The 24622-nt window shown below is 45.1% G+C and carries 27 protein-coding genes and 2 riboswitches; of the genes, 20 read left to right on the forward strand and 7 right to left on the reverse strand.

What is annotated here, in order from left to right:
• Positions 1–3 precede the first annotated feature (3 nt).
• The gene (locus NZD81_RS15345; protein ID WP_014665369.1) at positions 4–486 is read right to left on the reverse strand and encodes a metal-dependent hydrolase; all 483 of its coding nucleotides are present in this window, start codon (positions 484–486) and stop codon (positions 4–6) included.
• 165 nt (positions 487–651) lie between these two features.
• Between NZD81_RS15345 and sspJ the strand changes: the two genes are divergently transcribed.
• Together sspJ and NZD81_RS15355 are read left to right on the forward strand one after the other, a co-directional pair.
• Complete coding sequence (gene sspJ / locus NZD81_RS15350; protein ID WP_014665368.1) at positions 652–792, forward strand: small acid-soluble spore protein SspJ; 141 nt, start codon at positions 652–654, stop codon at positions 790–792.
• A 116-nt stretch (positions 793–908) separates the two neighbouring features.
• Positions 909–1088, forward strand: a riboswitch (Lysine riboswitch).
• Between the two features lie 103 nt (positions 1089–1191).
• The gene (locus NZD81_RS15355) at positions 1192–2601 is read left to right on the forward strand and encodes an amino acid permease (protein ID WP_069150306.1); all 1410 of its coding nucleotides are present in this window, start codon (positions 1192–1194) and stop codon (positions 2599–2601) included.
• A gap of 38 nt (positions 2602–2639) precedes the next feature.
• On the opposite strand, the gene NZD81_RS15360 is transcribed toward NZD81_RS15355, so the two are convergent.
• Both NZD81_RS15360 and NZD81_RS15365 read right to left on the reverse strand, forming a co-directional pair.
• Positions 2640–2912: a hypothetical protein gene (locus tag NZD81_RS15360; RefSeq protein ID WP_282373487.1), complete on the reverse strand. Its 273-nt coding sequence runs from the start codon at positions 2910–2912 to the stop codon at positions 2640–2642.
• Between the two features lie 52 nt (positions 2913–2964).
• Positions 2965–3912, reverse strand: a complete 948-nt coding sequence (locus tag NZD81_RS15365; protein WP_147772525.1) for an iron-hydroxamate ABC transporter substrate-binding protein — start codon at positions 3910–3912, stop codon at positions 2965–2967.
• Between the two features lie 206 nt (positions 3913–4118).
• On the opposite strand from NZD81_RS15365, the gene NZD81_RS15370 reads away from it, so the two are divergent.
• The 6 genes from NZD81_RS15370 (at position 4119) to NZD81_RS15395 (ending at position 10255) form a co-directional block, all read left to right on the forward strand.
• Positions 4119–5165 carry a FecCD family ABC transporter permease gene (locus tag NZD81_RS15370; RefSeq protein WP_069150795.1) on the forward strand — a complete coding sequence of 349 codons (1047 nt, stop codon included), beginning with the start codon at positions 4119–4121 and terminating at the stop codon, positions 5163–5165.
• On the forward strand, positions 5165–6175 hold the full coding sequence (locus NZD81_RS15375) for a FecCD family ABC transporter permease (protein WP_069150303.1): 1011 nt from the start codon (positions 5165–5167) through the stop codon (positions 6173–6175). Before NZD81_RS15370 ends, NZD81_RS15375 begins: the two co-directional genes overlap by 1 nt.
• Positions 6176–6189: 14 nt before the next feature.
• Positions 6190–6999: an ABC transporter ATP-binding protein gene (locus NZD81_RS15380; RefSeq protein WP_069150302.1), complete on the forward strand. Its 810-nt coding sequence runs from the start codon at positions 6190–6192 to the stop codon at positions 6997–6999.
• A gap of 170 nt (positions 7000–7169) precedes the next feature.
• Positions 7170–8363 carry an efflux RND transporter periplasmic adaptor subunit gene (locus NZD81_RS15385; protein WP_069150301.1) on the forward strand — a complete coding sequence of 398 codons (1194 nt, stop codon included), beginning with the start codon at positions 7170–7172 and terminating at the stop codon, positions 8361–8363.
• Entirely contained in the window at positions 8347–9036 is a 690-nt protein-coding gene (locus tag NZD81_RS15390) for an ABC transporter ATP-binding protein (protein ID WP_014480848.1), read from the forward strand. Before NZD81_RS15385 ends, NZD81_RS15390 begins: the two co-directional genes overlap by 17 nt.
• Positions 9029–10255, forward strand: coding sequence for an ABC transporter permease (locus tag NZD81_RS15395; RefSeq protein WP_040081838.1), 1227 nt, complete (start codon positions 9029–9031; stop codon positions 10253–10255). The genes NZD81_RS15390 and NZD81_RS15395 overlap by 8 nt, the downstream gene beginning before the upstream one ends.
• A 33-nt stretch (positions 10256–10288) precedes the next feature.
• On the opposite strand, the gene NZD81_RS15400 is transcribed toward NZD81_RS15395, so the two are convergent.
• The 3 genes from NZD81_RS15400 to NZD81_RS15410 form a co-directional block, all read right to left on the reverse strand.
• Positions 10289–10699, reverse strand: coding sequence for a regulatory YrvL family protein (locus NZD81_RS15400; RefSeq protein ID WP_289860955.1), 411 nt, complete (start codon positions 10697–10699; stop codon positions 10289–10291).
• 60 nt (positions 10700–10759) lie between these two features.
• On the reverse strand, positions 10760–11917 hold the full coding sequence (gene oxdC, locus NZD81_RS15405; RefSeq protein ID WP_069150299.1) for an oxalate decarboxylase: 1158 nt from the start codon (positions 11915–11917) through the stop codon (positions 10760–10762).
• Between the two features lie 120 nt (positions 11918–12037).
• Positions 12038–12190 carry a YvrJ family protein gene (locus tag NZD81_RS15410; protein ID WP_003244090.1) on the reverse strand — a complete coding sequence of 51 codons (153 nt, stop codon included), beginning with the start codon at positions 12188–12190 and terminating at the stop codon, positions 12038–12040.
• Between the two features lie 201 nt (positions 12191–12391).
• On the opposite strand from NZD81_RS15410, the gene sigO reads away from it, so the two are divergent.
• The 5 genes from sigO (at position 12392) to NZD81_RS15435 (ending at position 16719) form a co-directional block, all read left to right on the forward strand.
• The gene (sigO, locus tag NZD81_RS15415) at positions 12392–12922 is read left to right on the forward strand and encodes an RNA polymerase sigma factor SigO (protein WP_003228469.1); all 531 of its coding nucleotides are present in this window, start codon (positions 12392–12394) and stop codon (positions 12920–12922) included.
• A 3-nt stretch (positions 12923–12925) separates the two neighbouring features.
• Complete coding sequence (rsoA, locus tag NZD81_RS15420; protein ID WP_014665355.1) at positions 12926–13165, forward strand: sigma-O factor regulator RsoA; 240 nt, start codon at positions 12926–12928, stop codon at positions 13163–13165.
• A gap of 151 nt (positions 13166–13316) precedes the next feature.
• Positions 13317–14030 carry a two-component system response regulator YvrH gene (yvrH, locus tag NZD81_RS15425; protein WP_003243545.1) on the forward strand — a complete coding sequence of 238 codons (714 nt, stop codon included), beginning with the start codon at positions 13317–13319 and terminating at the stop codon, positions 14028–14030.
• Positions 14027–15769 (forward strand): two-component system sensor histidine kinase YvrG, encoded by a 1743-nt coding sequence (gene yvrG / locus NZD81_RS15430; protein WP_206869121.1) that lies wholly within the window; start codon positions 14027–14029, stop codon positions 15767–15769. The genes yvrH and yvrG overlap by 4 nt, the downstream gene beginning before the upstream one ends.
• A gap of 71 nt (positions 15770–15840) precedes the next feature.
• Positions 15841–16719 (forward strand): SMP-30/gluconolactonase/LRE family protein, encoded by an 879-nt coding sequence (locus tag NZD81_RS15435; protein WP_282373479.1) that lies wholly within the window; start codon positions 15841–15843, stop codon positions 16717–16719.
• Positions 16720–16756: 37 nt separating this feature from the next.
• Here NZD81_RS15435 and NZD81_RS15440 read toward each other — a convergent pair whose 3' ends face one another.
• Positions 16757–17548: an SDR family NAD(P)-dependent oxidoreductase gene (locus NZD81_RS15440; protein WP_069150297.1), complete on the reverse strand. Its 792-nt coding sequence runs from the start codon at positions 17546–17548 to the stop codon at positions 16757–16759.
• Between the two features lie 152 nt (positions 17549–17700).
• Positions 17701–17840: riboswitch (cobalamin riboswitch) on the forward strand.
• A 106-nt stretch (positions 17841–17946) separates the two neighbouring features.
• Here NZD81_RS15440 and NZD81_RS15445 point away from each other — a divergent pair.
• The 7 genes from NZD81_RS15445 to liaH all read left to right on the forward strand — a co-directional run bounded on the left by NZD81_RS15445 (position 17947) and on the right by liaH (position 24537).
• Positions 17947–18891 carry an ABC transporter substrate-binding protein gene (locus NZD81_RS15445; RefSeq protein ID WP_148343173.1) on the forward strand — a complete coding sequence of 315 codons (945 nt, stop codon included), beginning with the start codon at positions 17947–17949 and terminating at the stop codon, positions 18889–18891.
• Positions 18854–19915, forward strand: a complete 1062-nt coding sequence (locus NZD81_RS15450) for a FecCD family ABC transporter permease (protein ID WP_148343172.1) — start codon at positions 18854–18856, stop codon at positions 19913–19915. The genes NZD81_RS15445 and NZD81_RS15450 overlap by 38 nt, the downstream gene beginning before the upstream one ends.
• On the forward strand, positions 19915–21243 hold the full coding sequence (locus NZD81_RS15455) for an ABC transporter ATP-binding protein (protein ID WP_282374355.1): 1329 nt from the start codon (positions 19915–19917) through the stop codon (positions 21241–21243). Before NZD81_RS15450 ends, NZD81_RS15455 begins: the two co-directional genes overlap by 1 nt.
• Positions 21244–21266: 23 nt before the next feature.
• The gene (locus tag NZD81_RS15460) at positions 21267–21854 is read left to right on the forward strand and encodes a cob(I)yrinic acid a,c-diamide adenosyltransferase (protein ID WP_282373474.1); all 588 of its coding nucleotides are present in this window, start codon (positions 21267–21269) and stop codon (positions 21852–21854) included.
• A 168-nt stretch (positions 21855–22022) separates the two neighbouring features.
• Positions 22023–23291 carry an MFS transporter gene (locus tag NZD81_RS15465; protein ID WP_014665343.1) on the forward strand — a complete coding sequence of 423 codons (1269 nt, stop codon included), beginning with the start codon at positions 22023–22025 and terminating at the stop codon, positions 23289–23291.
• 161 nt (positions 23292–23452) lie between these two features.
• Positions 23453–23833 carry a cell envelope stress-induced membrane anchor protein LiaI gene (liaI, locus tag NZD81_RS15470; protein WP_227099366.1) on the forward strand — a complete coding sequence of 127 codons (381 nt, stop codon included), beginning with the start codon at positions 23453–23455 and terminating at the stop codon, positions 23831–23833.
• Positions 23834–23859: 26 nt separating this feature from the next.
• Positions 23860–24537: a stress responsive protein LiaH gene (liaH, locus tag NZD81_RS15475; protein WP_282373470.1), complete on the forward strand. Its 678-nt coding sequence runs from the start codon at positions 23860–23862 to the stop codon at positions 24535–24537.
• Positions 24538–24622: the final 85 nt, after the last annotated feature.

The raw sequence follows: 24622 nt of genomic DNA on the forward strand, positions 1-24622 counted from the left end.
CATTTACAACATGCGTCCATGAAACAGCATATAAAAGTAGTAACATGAAGCAAGGGTCAGGCCGGCTAGCACGAGCTGCTCAGAAAAACTGCCTGTCTTCATATATAATGGAAGCCGCACGCGGATCGTTGAAGGGAATAGTAATTTGATTCCGTTCACTGTCCAAGCGTCAAGAATCAAGTGGCTCGCCATTCCGATCATTAAGCCGGCTGAGATGTTTTTATCTGGAATATATGTAGAAGTGATAAAAAACATGATGAGCATAAACAGCAGGCTGTGTGTAAAGGTACGGTGGCCAAAAACGGAGCTGACCACTTTCGATAAAATAGGAAATTTTCTCCCGATTTTGCTTTGCGTGTGGCAGATATCGGGAATCAATGCCCCAACCGCGCCTGACGCAGCCATAAGCACTGGATCAAATCCATAATAATAAGCTGCTGCCGTACAAGAAGCGATGCCTCCCATGATGTGTGTTTTTCCTGTCATTTGCCGCTTCTCCTTTATCTTTTGCAAAAAATCTCTGAATTACAAATATATCAAGAGAATGTATGTTTGATCAACAGGACTTTGGACGATAAAAAATTTCCCGCATAATTTTTCAGGAAAAAGGCATATTAAACATGTACCTATTTTTAAAAAGAGGTGATACGAATGGGTTTCTTTAATAAAGATAAAGGAAAACGTTCCGAAAAAGAAAAAAGCGTAATCCAAGGAGCTCTTGAAGATGCAGGTTCAGCTCTAAAAGATGATCCGCTTCAAGAAGCTGTGCAAAAAAAGAAAAATAATCGATAATCACATGCGGATAGGGCTTGGCTCTATCCGTATTTTCCATCTGTTCCCTTTGACAGATCATCCTTTCTTTGATAACCTTCTGGGAGTAACTGAATAATTAAATCCTCACTCTTTCTCAGTGAGGTAGAGGTTGCGCGGATGATGAGTCACACATGCCAGGCTGACAGGAGCTGTTAAACATGTGTAAAAGGCATCAGCGCCGAAGTGTGGAGAAAGCCGATCCTTCTCTATGCTGGGACTGTATCTGAATAAGTGCAGGACTGCCGCGTGCTTTTTCGCGGAGGGCTATCCGGAGATCAAGGGTGTGTGTTTCTTTAAGCATGGACTTTTGTTCAGGCTTTTTTTGCGTTTATATGATCTCGGGGTCTGGTCCGTACAAAGAATCATGGAGGTACTGGAATGGAACAGACAAAAAAATGGGGTTTTTGGTTATTAACGGCGTTTGTCGTTGGAAATATGGTTGGATCAGGAATTTTCTCCTTGCCGAGCTCGCTTGCTTCAATCGCAAGTCCGTTTGGCGCTACGTCCGCCTGGCTTTTGACAGGTGCCGGCGTGTTGATGATTGCGCTTGTGTTCGGGCACTTGTCCATTCGCAAGCCTGAACTGACAGCGGGTCCTCAAAGTTATGCCAGAGCGCTGTTTTCCGATCCGAAGAAAGGCAACGCTGCCGGTTTCACAATGGTGTGGGGCTACTGGGTGGCGAGCTGGATCAGCAACGTGGCGATCATCACAAGTCTCGCCGGTTACTTGACTTCGTTCTTCCCGATCCTGGTTGACAAACGTGAGATGTTTTCGATCGGCGGGCAAGAGGTGACGCTCGGCCAATTGCTGACGTTTGCCGTATGTACGATCTTGTTATGGGGAACGCACACGATTCTTGTTGCCAGCATTAACGGTGCAAGTAAATTGAACTTTGTCACAACGCTTTCTAAAGTATTAGGTTTTGTCTTCTTTATCGTTGCCGGTTTATTTGTGTTTCAAACGACATTATTCGGTCATTTTTATTTCCCGGTTCAAGGAGAAAACGGCACAAGCATTGGAATTGGCGGCCAGGTTCATAACGCCGCGATTTCTACACTGTGGGCGTTTGTCGGAATTGAATCCGCGGTGATCCTGTCCGGCCGTGCGCGTTCTCAGCGTGATGTGAAACGTGCGACGATTACCGGCTTGCTGATTGCTTTGAGCATTTATATTATAGTGACTTTAATTACGATGGGTGTTCTGCCGCATGATAAGCTTGTCGGCTCTGAAAAACCATTTGTTGATGTACTCTATGCGATTGTTGGAAACGCGGGAAGCGTGATTATGGCGCTTTTGGCTATCCTTTGTTTATTCGGAACGATGCTCGGCTGGATTTTGCTTGGCTCTGAGGTGCCATACCAAGCCGCTAAAGCAGGAGATTTCCCGGCAGTTTTTGCAAAAACGAATAAAAAGGGAAGTCCGGTCATTGCACTCATTATTACAAACGTCATGTCACAGGTCTTCATTTTCTCCGTTATTTCCCGGACAATAAGTGACGCATTTACATTTTTAACGACAGCGGCGACACTCGCATATTTAATACCGTATCTGGTATCTGCAATTTACAGCTTGAAGCTAGTCATCAAAGGTGAAACGTATGATCAGCTGAAAGGCTCCCGTGTAAGAGACGGATTGATCGCGATACTGGCGTGTGCATATTCTGTGTTTGTTATTGTAACAGGCACAGCAGATTTAACGACATTTATTCTCGGCATCGGTTTATTCTTTGTCGGCTTGATTGTTTATCCATTTGTGAGTAAAAAGTTTCAGAGAGAAAAACAAGCATAATGAAAAGACACCTGATTTGTTTTGTCAGGTGTCTTTTTTTATTGAAATACAATTTCTCCTGTTAGCAATCCGATTGTTAAAACAGCTGACAGGAAAGCTGAAATAGAAAGAAAAACCTTTACGGATAATCGTATTTGCAAAAAACGGTTTTTCAGCCTCTCCAGCAAACCAAACAGAATAAGCACTAAGATAAAAACAAGAAACACATCTGAAAAAGGTTTTCCGATATAAAGCCCGTTAAAAAAACTGATTGCGATGATGATACAGCTTAATATGAATTGAGTAAAAAAATATCCGATGTGGTTTAACATGAGCCGCTCCTTTTATTGCATGAAAAAAGAGCCGCCTGTCCGGCTCTTTCGTTTATTTAGTCAAGCTTTCCGTAATAAACTTCAGTTGGCCTTCTAATGAAATCGGATCGGTGAAATAGAAGCCAATCGGATCAATCTTATAGACATGGCCATTTTTAACGGCGTTCAGGTTCTTCCAAATGGAGCTGTCAAATACGCCGCCATCATCACCGCCTGATTGCCATGGGCCCGCGAAAATATAATCTCCGGCGAAGTCAGGGAGCTTTTCTAATGAAATACTTGTATAACCAGGTCCCTGGTCAATGGCTTTATCTTTTGTCAGCTTTGTCGCCTTCAGGCCGAGGTCTTTGTAAATAATGCTTCCGCCTCTTCCAAAGTCTTTACCGAATACGTAAATGTCTTTTCCGTTCGTTTGCATAATGGAAATGGTTTTGTCACCGACCGCTTTTTTGATTTTTGTTTTAGCCGCCGCAACTTTTTTATCCCACTCGGACAGCCATTTTTCAGCTTTATCTTCAGTTCCTGTCATTTTTGCAAATTCTTTCAGCTGTTCGATGTTGTCGAGCTTATCGTATTTTACTGCGACAGTCGGCGCGATTTTTTCAAGCTTTTTAATATCAGCACCCTGTGTTGTCCAGACGATAATCAGGTCAGGGTTTAAATCAATGACCTTTTCAACCGAAGTGCCGTCTCCGATGTTTTCGACGCCGGCTGTTTTTCCTTTGTAGTAAGGGTTTTTAAATACGTTCTCAGGTGCACCGACAACGTTGATGCCAAGTGTTTTGAAGTAGCCGTAGTAGCCGTCAGCCATGACAACCACCCGTTTAGGATGCTTGGGGATTTTTACATTTCCGTTTTCAGCCTTGTATGTAAAGGTTTCTGCGTCTTTTGAATCAGAGGCAGAGCCTTTGCTTTCTGAGTTATTCCCGCAGGCTGCCAGCGCTGCAATCAATAACAGGGCAAAAAACGCGGCTCCGAGTTTCTTGTATATATGGGTCATATCTCATACCTTCTTTCTAAAAAAATAGATGAAAAAGAGAATCATTATCAACTGTGATTATACCACTGCAAGTGCCGGTTGACACGATATTTTTGCAAATGCATTTTCATTTTTGTTCAAAACACGCTATTAAATCTGTTGAAAAAAGTGATATACTGAAACAGCAATTGATAATCATTATCAGTATCAGAAAGGAAGTACGGCAGTTGAGTCAACATAAAAATATACAGACTGCATCAGAAGAAATCCAATGGACGTCAAGGACATATGGCGCGGTTATCGTCCTTATTGCAGGTCTATGCCTGCTTTGCCTTGGCGCCCTTTTATCCATATCCCTCGGTGCAGCGGATATTCATTTGCACACTGTATGGAACGCCATTTTTCATTATCAGCCGACAAAGACATCTCACCAAATTATACATGATCTTCGGCTGCCGAGAACGGCTGCTGCCGCACTTGTAGGCGCATTGTTGGCAGTGTCGGGAGCGATCATGCAGGGGATGACGAGAAACCCTTTGGCAGAACCTTCGATTATGGGTGTGACATCAGGCTCTGCGTTTGCGGTTTCGATTGCGTTTGCCTTTTTTCCCGGACTTTCTGCAATGGGGCTTGTGCTATGGTCCTTTGCGGGAGCGGGACTGGGTGCATCGACGGTAATGGGCATCGGCATGTTTTCAAGGGGCGGGCTTACGCCTGTAAAGCTTGCTCTGGCGGGTACGGCAGTTACTTATTTCTTTACCGGAATTTCAACCGCCATTGCGATCCGATTTGATGTGGCTCAGGATATCAGCTTTTGGTACGCAGGCGGGGTAGCGGGTGTGAAATGGTCAGGGGTCCAGCTTTTGCTTATTGCAGGGGCTGTCGGTTTAACGCTGGCGTTTTTCATCGCCCGGTCTGTGACAGTGTTAAGTCTTGGTGACGATCTGGCAAAAGGGCTAGGACAATATACATCAGCGGTGAAACTGGTTGGCATGCTTATCGTAGTGATTTTGACCGGAGCTGCGGTTTCCATAGCCGGCACTATCGCATTTATCGGGCTGATCATTCCGCATATTACCCGGTTTTTGGTCGGTGTAGATTATCGGTGGATCATTCCCTGCTCGGCGGTGCTCGGTGCTGTTTTGCTTGTTTTTGCTGACATAGCGGCGAGACTCATAAACGCACCCTTTGAAACGCCTGTCGGCGCACTGACTTCTCTCATCGGCGTTCCCTTTTTCTTTTATTTGGCACGTCGTGAAAGGAGAGGGCTGTAATGAAAACAACAACAAGAAAATCGCTCGCCGTAATGGCTGTGACCCTTATGCTCATCGTGTTGGTCTTTTTTATCAGTCTCAATTTGGGTGTTATCAAAATTGCACCGCTTAAAACGCTTCAGGTCTTTTTCGGCCAAGGGACAGCGCGTGATGAACTTGTCTTATTTGAGTTCAGGCTGCCCCGGATCATCCTTTCTTTGCTTGTTGGAGCAGGGATCGCCGTTGCTGGCGCCATTTTGCAAAGCGTGTCTCAAAATGATCTTGCTGAGCCTGGTATTCTCGGAATTAACGCCGGCGGCTCACTTGCCGTTGTGCTTTTTATATACTTTTTTCAAGGATCAGCTTCAGATCTCAGCTTTTTCGGAACATTTATGCTGCCGTTCAGTGCTTTGGCAGGAGCAATCCTCGCTGCGTTTCTCATTTATCTTCTGGCATGGAAAAAGGGCGTCACACCGATTCGGCTGATTTTAGTCGGCATCGGGGTAAATGCCGGATTCAACGCCCTGTTGCTGATTTTTCAGCTCAAGATGGACCCTCATGATTTTATGCAAGCCGCGGTTTGGATATCCGGCTCAATATGGGGGGCGAACTGGAATATGATCTGGGCGATCCTTCCTTGGATTGTGATCTTGCTACCATTTACTTTATATAAGGCACGCTATTTGAACATATTGCAGCTAGGAGACCAACTAGCGACCGGACTGGGCACTCCTGTTGAAAGGGAGAGACGGATTCTTCTTCTGGCAGCCGTCACTCTTGCCGCTTCATGTGTGGCAGCTGCGGGAGGCATCGCGTTTCTCGGATTGATCGCGCCTCATGTGGCTAGAAGGCTGACCGGTCCGCGTCACCAGACGCTGATACCGGTCTCCGCCCTCATCGGCGCATTCTTGTTTTTGCTCGCTGATACAATGGCGAGAAATGTATTGGCACCATCAGAAATTCCAGTCGGACTTGTCATTTCCGTGCTAGGTGCGCCTTACTTTATTTATTTATTGATGAAAGCGAATTAGAGGAGGGGCCGAATATGAATTCATTATCAACGGAACAGCTTGGAATCGGTTATGGCGACAGGGTGATTGTAAAGGATTTAAATATATCGATTCCTAAAGGGAAAATTACCACCTTAATTGGCCCGAACGGCTGCGGGAAATCAACGATTTTAAAAACAATGTCCAGAATTATGCGTTCGCATGCAGGAGCCGTCTATTTAAACGGCAAAGCGATTCATAAAATGTCTACAAAAGACATTGCGAAAGATATGGCGATTCTGCCACAGACACCTGAAGCGCCGAGCGGCCTAACGGTGCACGAATTGGTGTCGTACGGCAGGTTTCCGCATCAATCAGGATTCGGCAGATTAAATGACGAAGACCGCCGAATTATCAAATGGGCGCTTGAAGAAACTGGCATGGCTGAATTTGCTGAACGGCCGATTGAGGCATTGTCAGGCGGACAGCGTCAACGCGTGTGGATTGCCATGGCGCTTGCGCAAGGGACGGAGCTGCTGCTGCTGGATGAACCTACGACGTATCTTGATCTTGCACACCAGCTTGAAATTCTGCAGCTGCTTGACAGACTCAACAAAGAGCAGGGGCGGACAATTTTAATGGTCATTCATGACCTTAACCACGCAGCTCGTTTTTCCCATTATATGATCGCGCTCAAAAAAGGCACTGTCATCAAGGAAGGTACTGCACTTGAGGTCATGACACCGGATATTTTGCAGCGGGTATTTCAGATTGATGCTGAAATCGTGACTGATCCCCGTACAAATAAACCTGTATGCTTGACCTATGATCTGATTAAAAATGAAAAAGAGCTTGTTTCTGTGTAAGAAAAATCCCGGTTCGAAGCCGGGATTTTTTTTATTCGCCGCGAAAATACAATTTTTCTATTTGATTCCGTCATTTCAATAAAAAGATTGCAAGTCTTTTTGAATTAATAGATAATATTGGATAGAATGTTTCGAAAATATTACAATGTTTACAGAAAGAGGAGATCGTTGTGTCCAAGAAGAAAAAATGGCTTATTGGCGGTGCGATTTGTGCTGGTGTGCTTGTACTGGCTGGGATCGGCGCCGGCGGTTTTTACTTTTTTACTCACATGAACCAAATTGCCGTATCATCGGAGCCCTATGCTGAATCGGTAGCGGTATACATGGGAGGAGATTCAGAATCAGGCCAAACGTTTTCTGGAAAGGTTGAACCTGAAAAACAGCAGAAAGTATACATAGATTCAGAAAAAGGCAGTATTAAAAAAACATACGTCAAAGAAGGCGATCAGGTTAAAAAGGGTGATAAGCTTTTTGAGTATGAGGGTGAGGATCACTCTGATGAAATTGAGCAGGCTAACTTGCAAATCGAAATGACAACTTTGCAAATCAGCCGTTTGCAAAAATCAATAACAGAAACGGAAAAGAAGCTGAAAGCGGCAGGGAAAGAAGAGAAAGCCCAGCTTCAAGATGAAATTGACCAAGCCAATTTCGATTTGAAAACAAGCCAGCTCGAACTGAAACAGCATCAAAAAGAACTGGCTGGCCTGACGAAAAACAAAGGTTCCAATGTCATTACAAGCAAACATGACGGAATCGTCCAAAGTGTCAATCAGGATATCGCTGACGGGGCAACAGGCGATCAGGCAACAGGTCCGTATATCCAGATTGTTTCGACAGGCAAATATCTAGTCAAGAGTCAAATCAACGAGCTGTTAATGGACACGATCAAAAAAGGCAGCAAAGTCAAGGTCACACTGAAAACAGGCGGTGAGGGCGAGTGGAAAGGAAAGGTCACCTCGATCGGCAAGCTTCCAGCGGGAGCAGGCGAGGGTGAAGAATCAGAAAGCTTTTCTGATGAAGAAATGAATCCTCAGTCCTCTAACTATCCTTTTACCATTTTATTAGACAGCCATAAAGGTCTTGAAGTCGGCTATCATGTCAACATCGAAGTGGTGAGTGATGATGCTGATGCGGATACGATCAAGCTGCCGTCCGACATGGTCATTCAGGATGACGGCGAACCGTATGTGTGGAAAGCTGATGAGAAGCAGAAAGCGGTCAAGCAGCCTGTTGAAATCGGCGATACTGATGAAAATGAAATGGTGGAAATTAAGAGCGGCCTGACGCCGGAAGATTATGTAATCTACCCTGATCCCGCGGTCAAGGAAGGAAAGCAGGTTACAGTCAATGCTGACACTGAATAATATTTCGAAATCGTACAAGCTGGGAAAAGAAGAAGTTCCAATCTTGAAACATATCAATCTGACCGTCCAAGCAGGGGAGTTTTTGGCTATTATGGGGCCTTCCGGTTCTGGAAAGTCAACGTTAATGAATATTATCGGCTGTTTGGATAGGCCAACCTCGGGAACCTATACGCTTGATCAGATCGATATATTGAAAGGGAAAGACGGAGCTTTAGCCGAAATTCGCAACGAATCAATTGGGTTTGTGTTTCAAACTTTTCATTTGCTGCCGCGTCTCACCGCGCTGCAAAATGTCGAGCTGCCGATGATTTACAATAAAGTGAAGAAGAAAGAGAGAAGACAACGGGCATATGAAGCGCTGGAAAAGGTCGGATTAAAAGACAGGGTCTCCTACAAACCGCCTAAGCTGTCCGGCGGTCAAAAGCAGCGGGTGGCGATTGCGAGGGCCCTTGTCAATCAGCCGAGGTTTATTTTAGCTGATGAACCGACCGGGGCGCTTGATACCAAATCAAGTGAACAAATTTTGTCACTGTTTTCTGAACTGCATCGGGAAGGCAAGACCATTATTATGATAACCCACGACCCGGACGTCGCCAAAAAAGCTGACAGAACCGTTTTTATCAGAGACGGAGAGTTGGTATTAGATGAGAGAGGGGATATCAGCCATGCTTGAACATATTCGAATCTCCTTTCAATCTATTTTCTCTCATAAATTAAGATCCATTCTGACAATGCTCGGCGTGATTATCGGCATAGCGGCAATCATCGCGATTGTCTCGATGCTGAAGGGCCAAAGTGAGCAATTAAAGCAAAGTATGATCGGCATGGGAAACAACGCGATCAACGTTGTCTACCAGCCGTCTGGCGGTGAAGAGGAGGGCGGCCCTCAGGTATCGTATACATCCGCGCCGCCTGTAGCGGAAGATACAGTAAAGGCGATCAAATCTGATCCTATTGTCAAAGGATTATCCTTATATTACATGTCAGAAGGCGCGAGCGTTTTTCATTTAACAAACGTTTCGTATCCCCAAGTGTACGGAGTGGACGATGATTACTTCGATATGTTCCCAATCCGAATAACCGAAGGGAGAAAGCTGGCGGAAAACGAATTAAACACCACACACCAGGTGGTGATGATCAATGAAGCTGTCAGAGATGAACTGTTTCCAGAAGGAGACGCTCTGCATAAAAGCATTGAAATGAATGGTGTGCCGTTTAAGGTCGTCGGTGTTTTTAAAGAAAAAAATCAGCAGGAAAGCATGTTTGAAGGCGACTATGCAAATCCGGTTTTGTACGTGCCGAAAAAAGTGTGGCCGCTTATTGAAGGGTTTGACGCGCCAACCCAGATTGCCGTGCAGGCTGACTCTTCTGAGCATATCCAAGAAGCGGGTGTAATGGCTGCGGATCTTTTAAATCAGGGACTGTCAGAAGCTGAGTTGGAGAAAGCAGAGTACAGTGTAATGGATCTTCAGGAGATCGCGCAGGAAGTGGAGTCCTTTAATCAGTCATTTGCATTGCTGCTTGGCGGAATCGCCAGTATTTCACTTTTGGTGGGCGGTATCGGCGTCATGAACATTATGCTCGTTTCCGTAACGGAGCGCACGAGAGAAATCGGAATTAAGAAAGCGCTCGGTGCTAAGCGGCGTGTGATTTTATTTCAATTTTTAACCGAGGCTGTCGTGCTGACAAGCATTGGCGGAATACTCGGTGTGCTGGCGGGCTTCGGCATCGCCAAGCTGCTGACGGTCATTTTTCCGATGCCTTTTATCGTCTCCATTCCAGCTGTTGTTGGAGCACTCATCTTTTCAATGGCAGTCGGCATTATCTTCGGCTTGCTTCCGTCCATCAAGGCATCGAAGCTTCAGCCTGTAGACGCGCTGCGCTATGAATAAAAAGAACGCATCCAATTGGAATGCGTTCTTTTTTTAGCTGGGAAGTGCTGAGTTGCATTTGTCTAAAATCAAAAATACGGCTGCGATGATCATTTCTTCAGTGGTAGTCAGCCAGATGTCGCTGATCATTTCGTCTGTTGTATGAGCAGTCATCCATAAAAACAGAAGCTGGACGATGCCTGCCAGGAGAATGAATAAGCGTTTGTCTGTCTTGAAAAATGTAAAACTATGTATCATCAGGCGTTCAAATGGTTCTAGGAATAGCCCAAGGATAAGAAATAACACAGCAAAAAGCAGGACATGAGCTGCTGAGCGGTAGCTCGTTCCCGCTAAAGAAAATAATATATAGATGACAGCAAAATAGGTCAACACCACTGCTGCTGCGGCCAGCAAGTATTTGATGGAGAGCCGCAATAAAAGTTTTGAAGACGTTTGATGTTTCACAGGTTCAGCTCCTTATGAAGGCTTGCAGAGAACGAGTGCTCTCTGCAAGCTGTAAGTCTATTATTTACTGCATTTCTTTTTTACAACTGGGTGCTTTTCTTTTGAAAGCACATCAGTAAAATCTTTGCCTAAGTCAAGGTGCGCTTGAACAAATGTTTCAGGAAGCATGGCAAGCCATTGGTTTAAAGATACATCGGCATAATGGTCGTCTTTGAAGATTTCTAAAAAGACAAGCGGTTCATCCCCAATGTTTTCAACGTAATGACCCATTGCAAATGGTACATATCCGACATCACCGGCTTGGTAGTTAAACGTTCTGGCATGGCCGTCAGATGCAAAGACGGTCATTCTTGCTTTACCGGAGATGTAGTATTGCCATTCGTGTGTATTCGGATGCCAGTGCAGCTCTCTCATGGCGCCGGGTTCTACTGTTACAAGCGCTGATGCGATGGTTTTAGACACTTTGAAGTTTGTCGAATCTGCAATGTATACGTTCCCTCCCTCAGATTCAATCGGCTCTTGTTCAAGAAGGCGGTAAGTAAATGGATAAGGCACTTCGCCGTTCGGCCCTTCCACAATGTCATCTTTTAAGCTGCCAGGGAGTTGGTTTTCAAATATATATTTTTCTTTGCCTGGCAAATTAGCAATCTCTTCTTTTGTCACGCCGAAGTTCGCAGCAATCACTTCTTTTGGAGTGTGGGCAAGCCAATCTGTCAGCTGGAACGTGCTGTTTTCTGAGAATGATCCATCGTCAAACACAAGCAGGAATTCAGCCCCCTCATCCAGCGCTTGGATAGAGTGCGGCAGGCCTGACGGGAAGTACCAAAGGTCACCTTCACTTACATCATCAATAAAGCTGCGTCCTTTTTCATCAACAATTGTGACTCTTGCGCTTCCGTAAATCATATAAGCCCATTCTGCTTCTTTATGCCAGTGCAGCTCGCGAATGGCGCCTGGTTTCAGCCGCATATTTACAGATGCAAGGTTTTCTGAAATCGGCAGTTCACGTACTGTCACTTCACGGGCATATCCGCCTTTTTCTAATCGGTTATGAGTGTCAGAGAACGAAAACTTCATATTGCTGACGGTGCCATGATCGGTTTCAGGCGGAACAAGCATATCAGGGTTTTGCCGGTCTCTTTCAATATTGCGTGGGATTTTTACCGTTGCTCCTTTGTCTCCTCTAATTGGCTGCGGAATGTCATTTTGTTTTTTCATGAAATGTTTCCTCCTTAGATTTAATTGTGATAGCAGAAAGAGAAGGTGAAAGGCCTTTCGTTTTCCCTTCTGTTTTGTTAAGTGAAAAAAATCAGTGAAAAGTCAACTTTGATTGAAAAATTATTTTTTTGCATGATCTTTCAGTTCTGTCATTAGTTCAATGAGTTGATCAAACTTCTTTTCGAACCGGGTCAGCAGGTACATTGCAATCAGCGCGGGAAACCCCAAATTGCCGATTTGTTTTACGACTTCCTCTATAAAAACCTGATCCATAGGAAAATACCTCCCTTCTTTTTCTGCAGTCATGTATGTAAGTGAAGGAAATCCGATAAAACGTAAACTGCTGCAAAGTATTTTGGAAGACACTAGTCGGAAAGTAGTAGTTTACTTTTTTTTGCTTTCCTTCATTTAATTTAGTAGGGAGGCGGTTTGATGGACTATCAAAGTCTTTTACGGTCAAAATGTAAGGAGATAATGAAGCATCCCATCGTGAAGCATTTTTTGAGCAATCCTCAGCATTACCGTTTGTTCAAAAACGTAATGGAAAGCCCTAACGAAAAAGATGCAAAATCATTGGACGAGCTATTTAAGCAGTTTTATAAAGAAATCCGCATCGTCAAGTATATGAATTCAATGATTCGCATCTTTTCTATTGATTTTGATAAGCGGGTTCGCAAAAATCAAAAACGGTATCCGCTGACGGTTGATCATCCGGAGGCAGGAGATCGACTTCCTTCCGAAACAGGAAGCGATGCATTTGAAGAGTTTTTAGACCGGCAGGATGATTTGAGTCAGCATGTTCAGGATTATCAGCTCTACCAAGCGATTCAGAATCTGACTGACAAACAAAAAAGCGTGCTGACGAAAGTGTATCTTCACGGTGCCACGATGCAGGAGATTGCAGATTCATTAGGGGAGTCCCGGCAAAACATTTCCAACATTCATAAAAAGGGGCTGGAGAATATCAGAAAGCAGCTAGCGGCGCAAAAAAAGGGGGAAAAGTAAGCTGTGAACGGCCAGTTTGAACAAAAAAAGAAACAAAATGACGAGACTTTTGACATTGAGCACCTGATTGCATGCTTTTCACCGATGATCAGAAAAAAACTCAGCAATACGTCCTATCAAGAAAGAGAAGATTTAGAGCAAGAGCTGAAGATCAAAATGTTTGAAAAGGCTGATATGCTTTTGTGTCAGGATGTCCCGGGATTTTGGGAGTTTATTTTGTACATGGTAGATGAGAACTCATAATATTTTCATATAAAAAAACATCAAAAGGGAGCGCTTGTTTGCTCCTTTTTTGCTGTTTTGATTTGCCAAGCTCCAATGTATTCAAAAATGTACCATAAATAAACGATATAATGATAAGATGAAAAAAACAGTGACAGAAAGGAACATAAAAGTGGAAAATGCGTCAATTTTAATCGTAGACGATGAGAAAGCGATTGTGGACATGATCAAACGCGTTCTCGAAAAAGAAGGTTATCGAAATATACTGGATGCGGCAAGCGCAGAAGAAGCGATTCCTGTTGTGAAGGCCAATAAGGTTGACTTAATTGTGCTGGATGTCATGATGGGCGGAATGTCCGGTTTTGAAGCCTGCACGCTGATCAGAGAGTATTCAGACGCTCCGATTTTTTTCCTGACGGCAAGATCATCCGACGCGGACAAATTATCGGGCTTTGCGGTCGGAGCTGATGACTATATCACAAAACCATTTAATCCGCTGGAATTAGCGGCGCGGATCAGAGCGCATCTCAAGCGTACATATCAATCGAAAGAAACGAGTTCAAATCAAACATACACATATGATTATTTTACTTTTTCTCCGCAAAATGCCGAGCTGATCGTAGGCGGGGAAGCTGTTGCTTGTTCAGCTCAGCTTCTGCAGCTTTTGCAGTATTTTTGTGAACACCCAAACGTGGTGCTCTCCAAGGATCAAATATATGAAAAAGTATGGGGCTATCCTTCCTATGGTGACAACAACACCGTCATGGTTCATATTCGCAAGCTTAGGGAGAAGATTGAGCGCGATCCGAGCAATCCGGAGTATATTGTAACCGTTCGAGGTCTCGGCTATCGTTTTATCCCAAATCCTGAAGGCAAGCGGTCATGAGGTTAAGATGGAAGTTTTTGTTTCACTTTTTCGGGCAGATGCTGATTGTGATCCTGCTGCTTACGGTGATGCTTGTTGCGTCGTTTTTCTATTTAGACGCTCGTTTTAGCGATGCGGAATCCAATTCGGGACTGACGAAGGCGACGACCGACACACTTGAAGCATATCTCGATGTAAACGAAGACGGGACATGGGAAGTGGATAATTTCCTGAAGAAATCTGTCGATAAACAGCACGGCTGGATGCAAATCATTGATTCGGAAGGAAACACTGATTATTCCTACGGCGTGCCAAAAGACGTGCCGGGCACCTATACCAAGAAAGAGCTATTGTCTATTTATAAAATCAAAAAGCTTCATAACTATAAACTGAATTATTGGGCCATCAATATTGAAGATAAGTCGTATCTTCTATTGTTCGGCTGGAAATCAAAGAGTGAACAGCTCCTGACTTCCGTTGAAAAGCGTGAACAAAAGATAGACGCCCTAGCGCACTATAAGTCTGGCACCATCGACTATATTAAAAAGAAAAAAGGCGCCATTTACCTGTTAGACAGCAATGGAAACATTCTCGACAGCATCAACAGCACAAAAAGCGAAAGAAAAACGATGAACCAGCTGGAGCTGTTGAAATACAGCTCTAAACCTTGGAACTATAAGCGGGAAATTTCCGTTAAGATTCTCAATAAAGACAGATGGATGGTCGCTACGGTGCCGAACCCTGTCTATGTAACCGATCAGGAGTTTAACAAATCATTCCTGAAGGTTGTATTAAAAGCGATGTTTCTTGTTATGGGCGTTTTGTTCATGTATATCATTTGGATGACCGTTTGGTATATGTTCCGGTTTGGGCTGCCGATTTTTCACACGATTCGATGGCTGGTCAATCTGTCAAAAGGGAAGCTTGAGGAACCCAGAAACCGGGAAGGCCATCCTGTCAGCAAAAATAAAAAGGGGAAAATCAAACAGCCGTACCGCTTCTTCGGTGAGATATTTGAATCAATGGATCAGCTGACTGAAACGCTGAGAAGGGATAAAAGAAACAGGGAAAAAATCCAGGCGACAAGGGAAGAATGGATTGCCGGTTTGTCACATGACTTAAAAACACCGCTCAGCAGCATTTACGGCTACAGCATGATGCTCGAGTCGAAGCAGTATGACTGGTCGCCGGAAGAAGTGAAAGAAATGGGGCAGGTTGTCAGAGAAAAATCTGAATACATGTCCAAGCTGATTGAAGATTTAAATTTAACATATCGGCTGAAAAATGATGCTCTTCCTATTGAGAGAAGGCTTACCAGCCTTATCCCGTTTTTTAAAAATGTCATTGAGGATTTTAAGAAAAATCCGTTTTCTGAAGGGTATGATATCTCGTTTGTATCCAAAGAAGAGCATATTGAATTTGCACTTGATGAAGCGTGGTTCAGGCGCATATTAGAAAATCTCCTTGGGAATGCCGTGAAGCACAACGGCAAAGGAACAGAGATTCAAGTCATTCTGGAACAAACAAAAAATCATATTTCTTTAAAGGTGAAGGACAATGGGAAAGGAATGGATGAAGAAACGATTACCCATTTGTTTAACCGTTACTACAGAGGGACGAACACAAAAGATTCAACTGCCGGAACGGGTCTCGGGCTCGCGATTGCCAAGGAGCTTGTCCATCTGCATAACGGAACGATCCATGTAAACAGCAGAATGGACATTGGGACGGTCATTACCATCCTTTTTAAAAAACAATAAACATCATGTGGTTTGGACACCTCTTTGCCGGGAATAACAATATATAGACTGAAGCTAAAGAGGTGTAACACATGGATGCAGTATTGGAAGCAGACACTAGGGCAGTGATTGGAGAAGGCCCGTTATGGGATGAAGAAAACGGCCGCTTATATTGGGTTGATATCCTGGGGAGCGAGCTCCACATTTTTGACCCTGAAGAAAAAATCAACCGATCGATCAAATTCAAATCCTTTGTGACGGCGCTTGCGAAATATTCCAAGGATGAACTGATTATGACGATGAAGGACGGGTTTTACCTGTATCATCTTCGGGATGACAGCCTGGAGAAAATTAAACAGCCAAAGGACATGCATGAGAGCCTGAGATTTAATGATGCTAAATGTGACCCGTACGGAAGGCTGTGGGCGGGGACGACGAGCATGGAAGGCGAGCAAAAACAGGCGTCGCTGTACCGTTTGAATCTAGACGGCAGTCTTGTCAAAATCAAAGATCGAGTCTCTACCTCAAACGGTTTGGATTGGGATCGCGAGCGGAATTTGATGTATTACATCGACACGCCGACGCAGGAGATTGTGCGCTACAGCTATGACCCTCAAAGCGGAGATGTTTCAAATCCAGAACCTGTCTATCGTTTTGACCAATCAGACGGATTGCCGGACGGCATGACAATCGACCAAAATGGCATGCTGTGGGTGGCGCTGTTTGGCGGCAGCCGCGTTGTTCACATTGACCCGTTTGAGAAAAAAGAAATCAATTCAATCAGCGTGCCAGCCAAGTATGTCACGTGCTGCGCGTTTGGCGGCAGAGACTTAAAAACCCTTTACATTACAACGGCAACGGAACAAATGACAGAAAAAGAAAGATTCGAGCAGCCTCACGCTGGAGGGTTGTTTTCAGCACAACTGGAAACAGGCGGATATCAGCCGGTACCATTTGCTGGAGACGTATAAAAAAAACGCATCCGATAGACGGATGCGTTTTTGCATGTTACAGAGAACGGATAATGCCGCCTTCCACACGCTGTGCCGTGCCGTTAATGGCGGAGGCGGCGTCAGACGCGAGGAATACGATTGTGTTGGCGACTTCTTCTGCTGTCGCGTATCGCTGAATAAGCGAAGTTGGCTCATTGACCTTGAAATAGTCTTTGATAAATGTATCTGTATCCTGGCCGGCTGCTTGTGCGGCGCCTTCCATATAGGATGCCACGCCCTCTGTCCAAGTAGGCCCCGGAAGCACTGAGTTGACCGTCACATTCGTGCCTTTTGTCATTTCAGCCATTCCCCTTGACAGGCTGATCAGCGCCGTTTTTGTCATTGAGTATGGAATCATCGTTGGCAGCGGTTTGATGCCTGCTTCACTTGCAATATTTAAAATGCGGCCGCTGTTTTTAGCAAGCATCTTTGGAAGGAAGTGACGGCTTGTCCGAACGGCGCTCATCACGTTCACTTCGAAATATTGATTCCACTCTTCATCTGTCACATCGGCAAAGTCTTTTACCTCGAAGAAACCGAGGTTGTTGACAAGGATATCGATATCACCGATTTCATTTACTTTTTCAATAAAAGCCGCTGCTTCATCTGTCTTTGACAAATCGGCAGCCGCACCGTGCACTGTTCCGTATTCAGAAAGCTCTTCAACCGTGCGATCGACAGTCTCTTGTTTGCGTCCGTTGACAATGACTGCCGCACCCTCTTGCAGAAAGCTTTTTGCGGCGGCTTTCCCGATGCCGGACGTTGAGCCGGTGATTAAGACGAGTTTGTCTTTTAGCTGTAAATCCATAAGAATCATTCCTTTTGATTGATGATGGTATTAAGTATACAAGATCAAATTTAGAGTTTACGAGGATTTTGCTCCCATACACAATACGGGAAAAGTCATTCAGGACGCATATACAAGCCTGTCAGTCATATAGTATAATTACTCCGAAAAAAGGATACGAATGTCAAATAGGTGCCGGTCCGTGGACAACAGCCGGCTTAATAGGGAAACCGGTAAAAGCCGGTGCGGTCCCGCCACTGTAATTGGCCAAAGCGCCAAGAGCCAGGATACCTGCCTGTTTGATCAGCACGAATTCTGCGAGGACAGATGATGTGTAAACAATAGGCTTTTTTGTGTTGTTTACAGCATCTTTACCGTCGTAGAGATGCTTTTTTTAGTTCGTTTAGGAGGAAAAGTGTATGAAAAAACGAGCCGGGATATGGACTGCGCTCCTGCTGGCCGCTGTTATGCTGGCAGGCTGCGGCAATTCTGCGGATCAGAAGGATTCCAAGGCAAAACAAAAGACAGAAGCGTTTCCTGTCACCATTGATGATGCGTCAAACCAGGATGTAACCATCAAAAAAGAGCCGAAAAAGATTGTTTCATTAATGCCGAGCAACACAGAAATTACATATGCTCTCGGCCTCGGTGACAAAGTGGTCGGTGTCACCACAAACGATACCTATCCAAAGGAAGTCAAAAAGGTTGAAAAAGTCGGAGATATGAATGTAAACGTTGAAAAAGTCATTTCTCTAAAGCCGGATCTCGTTCTGGCTCACGAGTCTTCCATGTCAGCATCAGCGGATGCCATCAAACAGCTGAAGGCTGCGGGCATTACCGTGCTGACTGTCAATGATGCACAATCATTCTCCGAGGTGTACAAATCAATCGAAATGATTGGAGAAGCTGCCGGGGCTGAGAAACAAGCCGATCAGCTCGTGAAAAGCATGAAATCAGATATAAAGGATATTAAAGAAAAAGCGAAAACCATTTCAAAGGACGAGGAGAAAAGTGTATTTATCGAGGTTTCTCCTGACCCGGACATTTATACAACCGGAAAAGATACGTTTATGAATGAAATGCTGAATGTCATCCATGCTAAAAACGCAGCGGCGGATCAGACTGGATGGGTGCAAATGACAGATGAGGCGATCGTAAAACTCAATCCTGATGCAATTGTTACAACGGACGGTGTGAAAGCGAAAGCTGTGGAAAAACGCAATGGGTGGAGCGAAATCAATGCTGTGAAACATCATCGCGTATATGATGTGGACCCTGATCTTGTGACACGTTCGGGTCCCCGTCTGATCGAAGGGGTCGAAGAACTTGCGGAAAGCATTTACCCAGATACGTTTAAGGAATAATCGTTTTACCGCATATATCATTGGTTTCTCATTTTTAGCCGTGAGCATCATCTTAGGAATTTCTTGCGGCAGCCTGCATATTCCTATCCCCGCTGTCTTTCGTGTCTTTTGGCATCAAGGCTTCGGCGGCTCTATCGGCTCTGATGATCCGATGTACACTAATATTATGATGAATATCAGACTGCCGAGAGTTGTGCTGGCCGCCCTTGTGGGGGCGGCTCTTTCTATCGCAGGGGCCGCTTTTCAGGGGCTGCTGAAAAATCCGCTTGCTGATCCCTATACGCTCGGTGTTTCATCCGGTGCTTCAGTTGGCGCGGTTGTGACCCTATTCTTTAGCCTGCAGCTTCCTGGCATCGGAGGGTTTACACTCCCGGTTATGAGTGTAGCCGCGGCGCTTGCCACGATCGCGGCGGTCCTTTCCTTCAGCCGCCTCGTTCACACTTCGATGTCTGTTTCCACCCTCATTTTGACTGGTGTTATCATCAACTCTTTTTTTGGCGCATTTATTTCTCTTATCATCGCCTTGACAGGAGACAACCTGCTTCCGATTGTGCATTGGCTGCTTGGAAGCGTTTCAATGAGAGGCTGGAGTTATGTTATTCTGTTTCTTCCGTTTTTTCTTTTGGGAACCATTTTATTGATTATAAACGGAAGGGAGCTGAACGTGATGACATATGGAGAAGACAAAGCAAAGCTTCTCGGAGTCAGCGTTCAGCAAAGGAAGATGCTGATTTTAATAGCCGGCTCTCTTTTGACCGGAAGCGCTGTGGCAGTGTCAGGAACGATCGGCTTTGTCGGCCTTGTCATTCCGCATATCACAAGGCTTTTGTGGGGAACAGACCATCGGCATTTACTGCCGCTGTCCGCCTTGCTCGGGGCAGGGTTTCTCGTTTTAGCCGATCTGCTTTCCAGAACGATCATTGAGCCAATTGAACTGCCGATCGGGATCATTACGTCCTTGGCTGGAGCGCCTGTGTTCGCTCTAATTTTAATTCGGCAGCACCGCGGGAGGAAAAGCTTATGATGAAGGCAGAAGGATTGTCGGGAGGATACGGCGACAGCTGCCTGGTCAACAATGTCAGCTTAACAGTGGAGAAGGGGGAATTCCTCGGAATTCTCGGCCCTAATGGAAGCGGGAAAACCACGCTTTTGCACTTGCTGACAGGTACGCTGCCGGCCAAAGAAGGCAGCGTTTATCTGGCCGGAAAACCGCTGGCGGACTATAAACCGAAGGAACTGGCGCAAATCATGGCTGTCCTGCCGCAAAAAACGGATCAAGCCTTCACTTTTACCGTCGAAGAAACTGTGGCCTTTGGCAGATATCCGTTCCAAACGGGGCTGTTCAGACAGCAGACTGAAAAGGATAAAGCCATTGTACAGAAAGCAATGGAGCAAACAGGAGTGGCCGCTTTTGCGCAAAAGCCGGTCCGCGAACTAAGCGGAGGGGAACAGCAGCGGGTGTATTTGGCCCAAGCTTTGGCGCAGCAGCCGCGTATTTTGTTTTTGGACGAGCCGACCAATTTTCTCGATCTGGCTTATCAAAAAGACCTGCTTGATCTGATCAAACGCCTGACGAGTGAAAGCGGATTGGCAGCTGTCAGCGTTTTTCATGATTTGAACACCGCAAGCCTGTACTGTGATGGGCTCATGTTTATGAAAAACGGCACCGCAGGGCCTAAACAAAAACCGGAATATGCTGTTGCAGAACATCGCATAAAGGCGGTGTACGATACAGATGTCACCGCCTTGGTTCATCAAAGCTCACCTAAACCGATGATTGTGATTCAGCCTGAAAAAGACAGCGAAAAGCGGCAGTTTATCCCATTTGAAGCATTGCTCCAAGCGGGGCGTGATGAGATTCTTCTGAAAGTGGAAATCCCCCTTCGAACATTGTCCTCGACGCCTATCGGTGCAGGGTTTTCGTGGAGCAGAACGCTGATCCATAAACGGCTGCCAGATCAGTCAGATCGGATAAAAGGACTTGCAGCCTATCTTTCAGAGAACGGTTTTCAACTGGAGGAAACGTGTGCGACCGCATCTTCAGAAAGGCTTGACCGTTTCGTTTATCGAACGTTTGAGGATGAAGAGTTATCTATTTTCATATGCGTTCTGACCGGCTTTTCCATTTGGATTTTGATTAATGGCTATGCGTCAGATCAATTCTTCATCAAAGCTCTTATGGCTGCCGAAGCAGAACGGACGAAAGTGCTGGGAGACAGACGAGATACAGGTGATATTCTCGTCGCCGCGACCCAAACTCAGCAATCCGAAAACACAGAACAGCGGCTGAATCAATTGATAAAGAACGGAACAGCTGAATGTGTAAAAGAGGCTGCTGAGCTGTTTGAATAAGTCTGTGTAAAGGAGGTTCAGGTATGAAACTATATACAAAAACAGGCGATAAGGGACAAACGGGCTTAATCGGGGGCAGAACGGACAAGGACAGTCCCCGCGTCGAAAGCTACGGCACGGTTGACGAGCTTAACAGCTTTCTCGGGCTTGCTTTGGCAGAGCTTTCCGGGCAGCCCGGTTTTGAAGATCTGACCGCAGAGCTGCTGACCATCCAGCATGAGCTGTTTGACTGCGGAGGCGATCTGGCAATTGCCACAGAAAGAAAAGACTATAAGCTAACGGAAGAATCTGTTTCCTTTTTAGAAACGCGCATTGATGCCTATACTGCAGAAGCGCCGGAACTGAAGAAATTTATTCTTCCAGGCGGATCGAAGGGTGCTTCGCTTCTTCATGTAGCGCGTACCATTACAAGGCGGGCAGAACGAAGAGTGGTGACACTGATGAAATCGGAGGAGATTCATGAAACAGTGCTGCGTTATCTCAATCGACTGTCCGACTATTTATTTGCCGCTGCACGGGTTGTGAATGCAAGAAGCGGTATTGGCGATGTAGAATATGAAAGGAGTGCTATTGTGTTTCGGGACCGAAACAGCAGTGAATCGGAAAAGTAAAAGTGAGAGCCGGCGTGTTCATATACATGCCGGCTTTTTTGTTTTTCACCCTGTCAATTTCCCATTTTGCGACAAAAAATGAACCTTATGAATTATTGACTGAAAAATGGAAAAATGAGATATTGTAATAAATAGATGTAAAAAATAGGCAGTGGGGGGCTCTGATGGATGGTGAATTTAATTGAAAGTGATAGCATCTGGAAGAGAAATTTCAATTATCTGTTTTTCTCAAGAATAGTCAAGATATCCGGCGATATGTTCGCATTTAATTCAATATTATGGTTTTTAATTTATGATGGCAAAGGTGCGATCGGCACTGCTTTATTGATTGCTGTCACTTTTTTGCCGGAAGCCGTGCTGGCGCCTGTGACAGGGCCATTTATGAAACAGAGCACGCTGAAATTTTGGATGTACTTTTCAGATCTGACAAGGGCAGCAATTGTTTTGATTATCCCTCTATGCCATTTTGCGGGCTTCTCTCCGCTGTGGTTTGTCATGACGCTTATGATTGTGCATTCTGCTACTGGAGCTGCCTACAATCCCGCCTCAATCGCTTTGATTCCTCAAATCGTAAATGAACAGGGCATTCAAAAAGCAAACGCTGTGCTGCAATCCTCCGCTCAAATTGTCCGGCTCGGGGCTGTCACATTATGCGGCGCTTTTCTTACATTTATCAGCCCTTCTTATACGATGCTTATCGCACTTGTGCTCTATTTGGTGTCAGGTTTTCTCGTCCTTTTTATTAAGTACACTGCGGTTGAGTCTCAATCAGAGGCTGCTGTTGTGACACAGAGAGGCACGTATATCGGAAGACTGAAACGCGGTTTTAGGCTCGTCAGAAAGCATCAGATTTTATATCCGCTCGCTATTTACTGTATCTTTATGAATTTCGCGGCTGCCCCTTGGGAAGCGCTCTCAGCCGTATACGTTGCGGAAGATTTAAACGGCCAGCCGATCGTTTACTCGCTTTTAAAGGCCACCACCGCCGCAGGCGCATTTTTATTAGGATTTGTGCTGGCGAAAGTCAAAGTAAACAGGTACGGGCTGCTTTTCGTCACTGCCGGCATTATTGAAGGATTTGCTTTCTTTATTACCGGGATGAACACCTTTTTGCCGCTCGTGTTTTTCGCCGCGTTTACCTTCGGCGCCGCAGTCAGTGCTGTTAATGTTCCTGAGTACACGATAATCCAGACCTCTGTGGATAGTGAGGATCAGCCGCAGGTTTACGCCGTTATACATATGATCTCAAATATTTCGATCCCTGCCGGAGCTGTCATTTGCGGATATGCCGCAAATGCTTTCGGCTCAGGAAAAGTGATCGCTGCCGGAGGGATTGTCGAAATTATTGCGGGTATCGGAATTTTGCTGTTTACAAAACTGGCCAAAGCAGAAAGGTCCGACCTGATTAAAGAAAGGGAAGCAAGTGTTCATCTGTAAAGGGTTTTGAAACGCCATGCCTCGTGCATGGCTTTTTTTTGTGCCGATGGGTCCGGTGCGAGATACGACTCGGGTCTTATATAAAAATCAATCTCTGATTCGTTTTGCATAAATGCCAACTTGTATAAGATGAAGACAAGGAAAACGAAAGGAGGATCTGCATGAAGATAAACAAAAAAACAGTAGGCGGATTCTTATTAATTGTATTTGGGATCTCCGTCTTTTTTGGAGGAGGAAGCTTCGGCTTTATCATCCCGCTCGCCATCGGGAGCTTAATGACATACGCAGGAGTCAAAAGGTTTGCCGCAGGAAAAACCATCACGGGAATCATCGTGGGCGGTATCGGAGCCATTATGCTCATCTGCTCACTTCCGTTTGTCGTCGGAATCGCATTGGCAGCCGCTATGGTGTATTACGGCTGGAAGCTGATGAAAAACGGATCAGCTGACAACGGTGTATCATCTTTTGATCCTGAACCGGCTTCAGCTGCCTACCAATCTCACTTTGATGACGAATGGGAAGAATTTTTGAAGAAAAAATAATATCAATATATTAGGAGGAATTAGGTATGGTATTTAAAAGAATCAGAGACATGTTTGTTGCGTCAGTTCATGAAGGACTTGATAAAATGGAGAATCCAAAGGTAATGCTGAATCAATATGTACGCGATATGGAAAGTGACATTGCAAAAGCAAAGCAAACAATTGTGAAACAGCACACGATTGCCTATCAATTTAAGAAAAAATATGAAGAAGCCGCTGAAGTGGCTGGCAAACGGAAAAAACAGGCACAGCTCGCATTTGACGCAGGTGAAGAAGAACTGGCGAAAAAAGCGCTGACTGAAATGAAGTATTTAGAAGGGAAGGCGGCAGAGCATAAAGTTTCCTATGAACAGGCTAACAGTCAGCTGGCTGACCTGAAAGAACAGCTGGCGGCACTTGAAACAAAGCTTCAAGACGTAAAGGATAAAAAACAGGCGCTGATTGCGCGGGCAAATGCGGCGAAAGCTAAAGAGCATATGAATACGACATTTGACAAAATTGACAGTGAAAGCGCGTATCGTGAATTTTTACGTATTGAAAATCGTATTGAAGAAATGGAAATCCGCGCGGATTATTCAAAGTCAGCGGAAGCCGGCACAGAACTAACACGCAAGGAATTCGCAGATGATGTGGAAGCGGAGATTGAAAAAATGCGGGCGCTCTCACTGCAAAAATTAGACAAGACACAAGCGGCAAATGAATAAGCGGAACGGGGAAGGATTTGCGGTCAAGTCCTTCCCTTCCGCACGTATCAATTCGCAAGCTTTTCCTTTATAATAGAATGAATGA

The organism is Bacillus sp. B.PNR1 (assembly GCF_030386235.1).
Classification (GTDB): Bacteria; Bacillota; Bacilli; order Bacillales; family Bacillaceae; genus Bacillus; species Bacillus stercoris.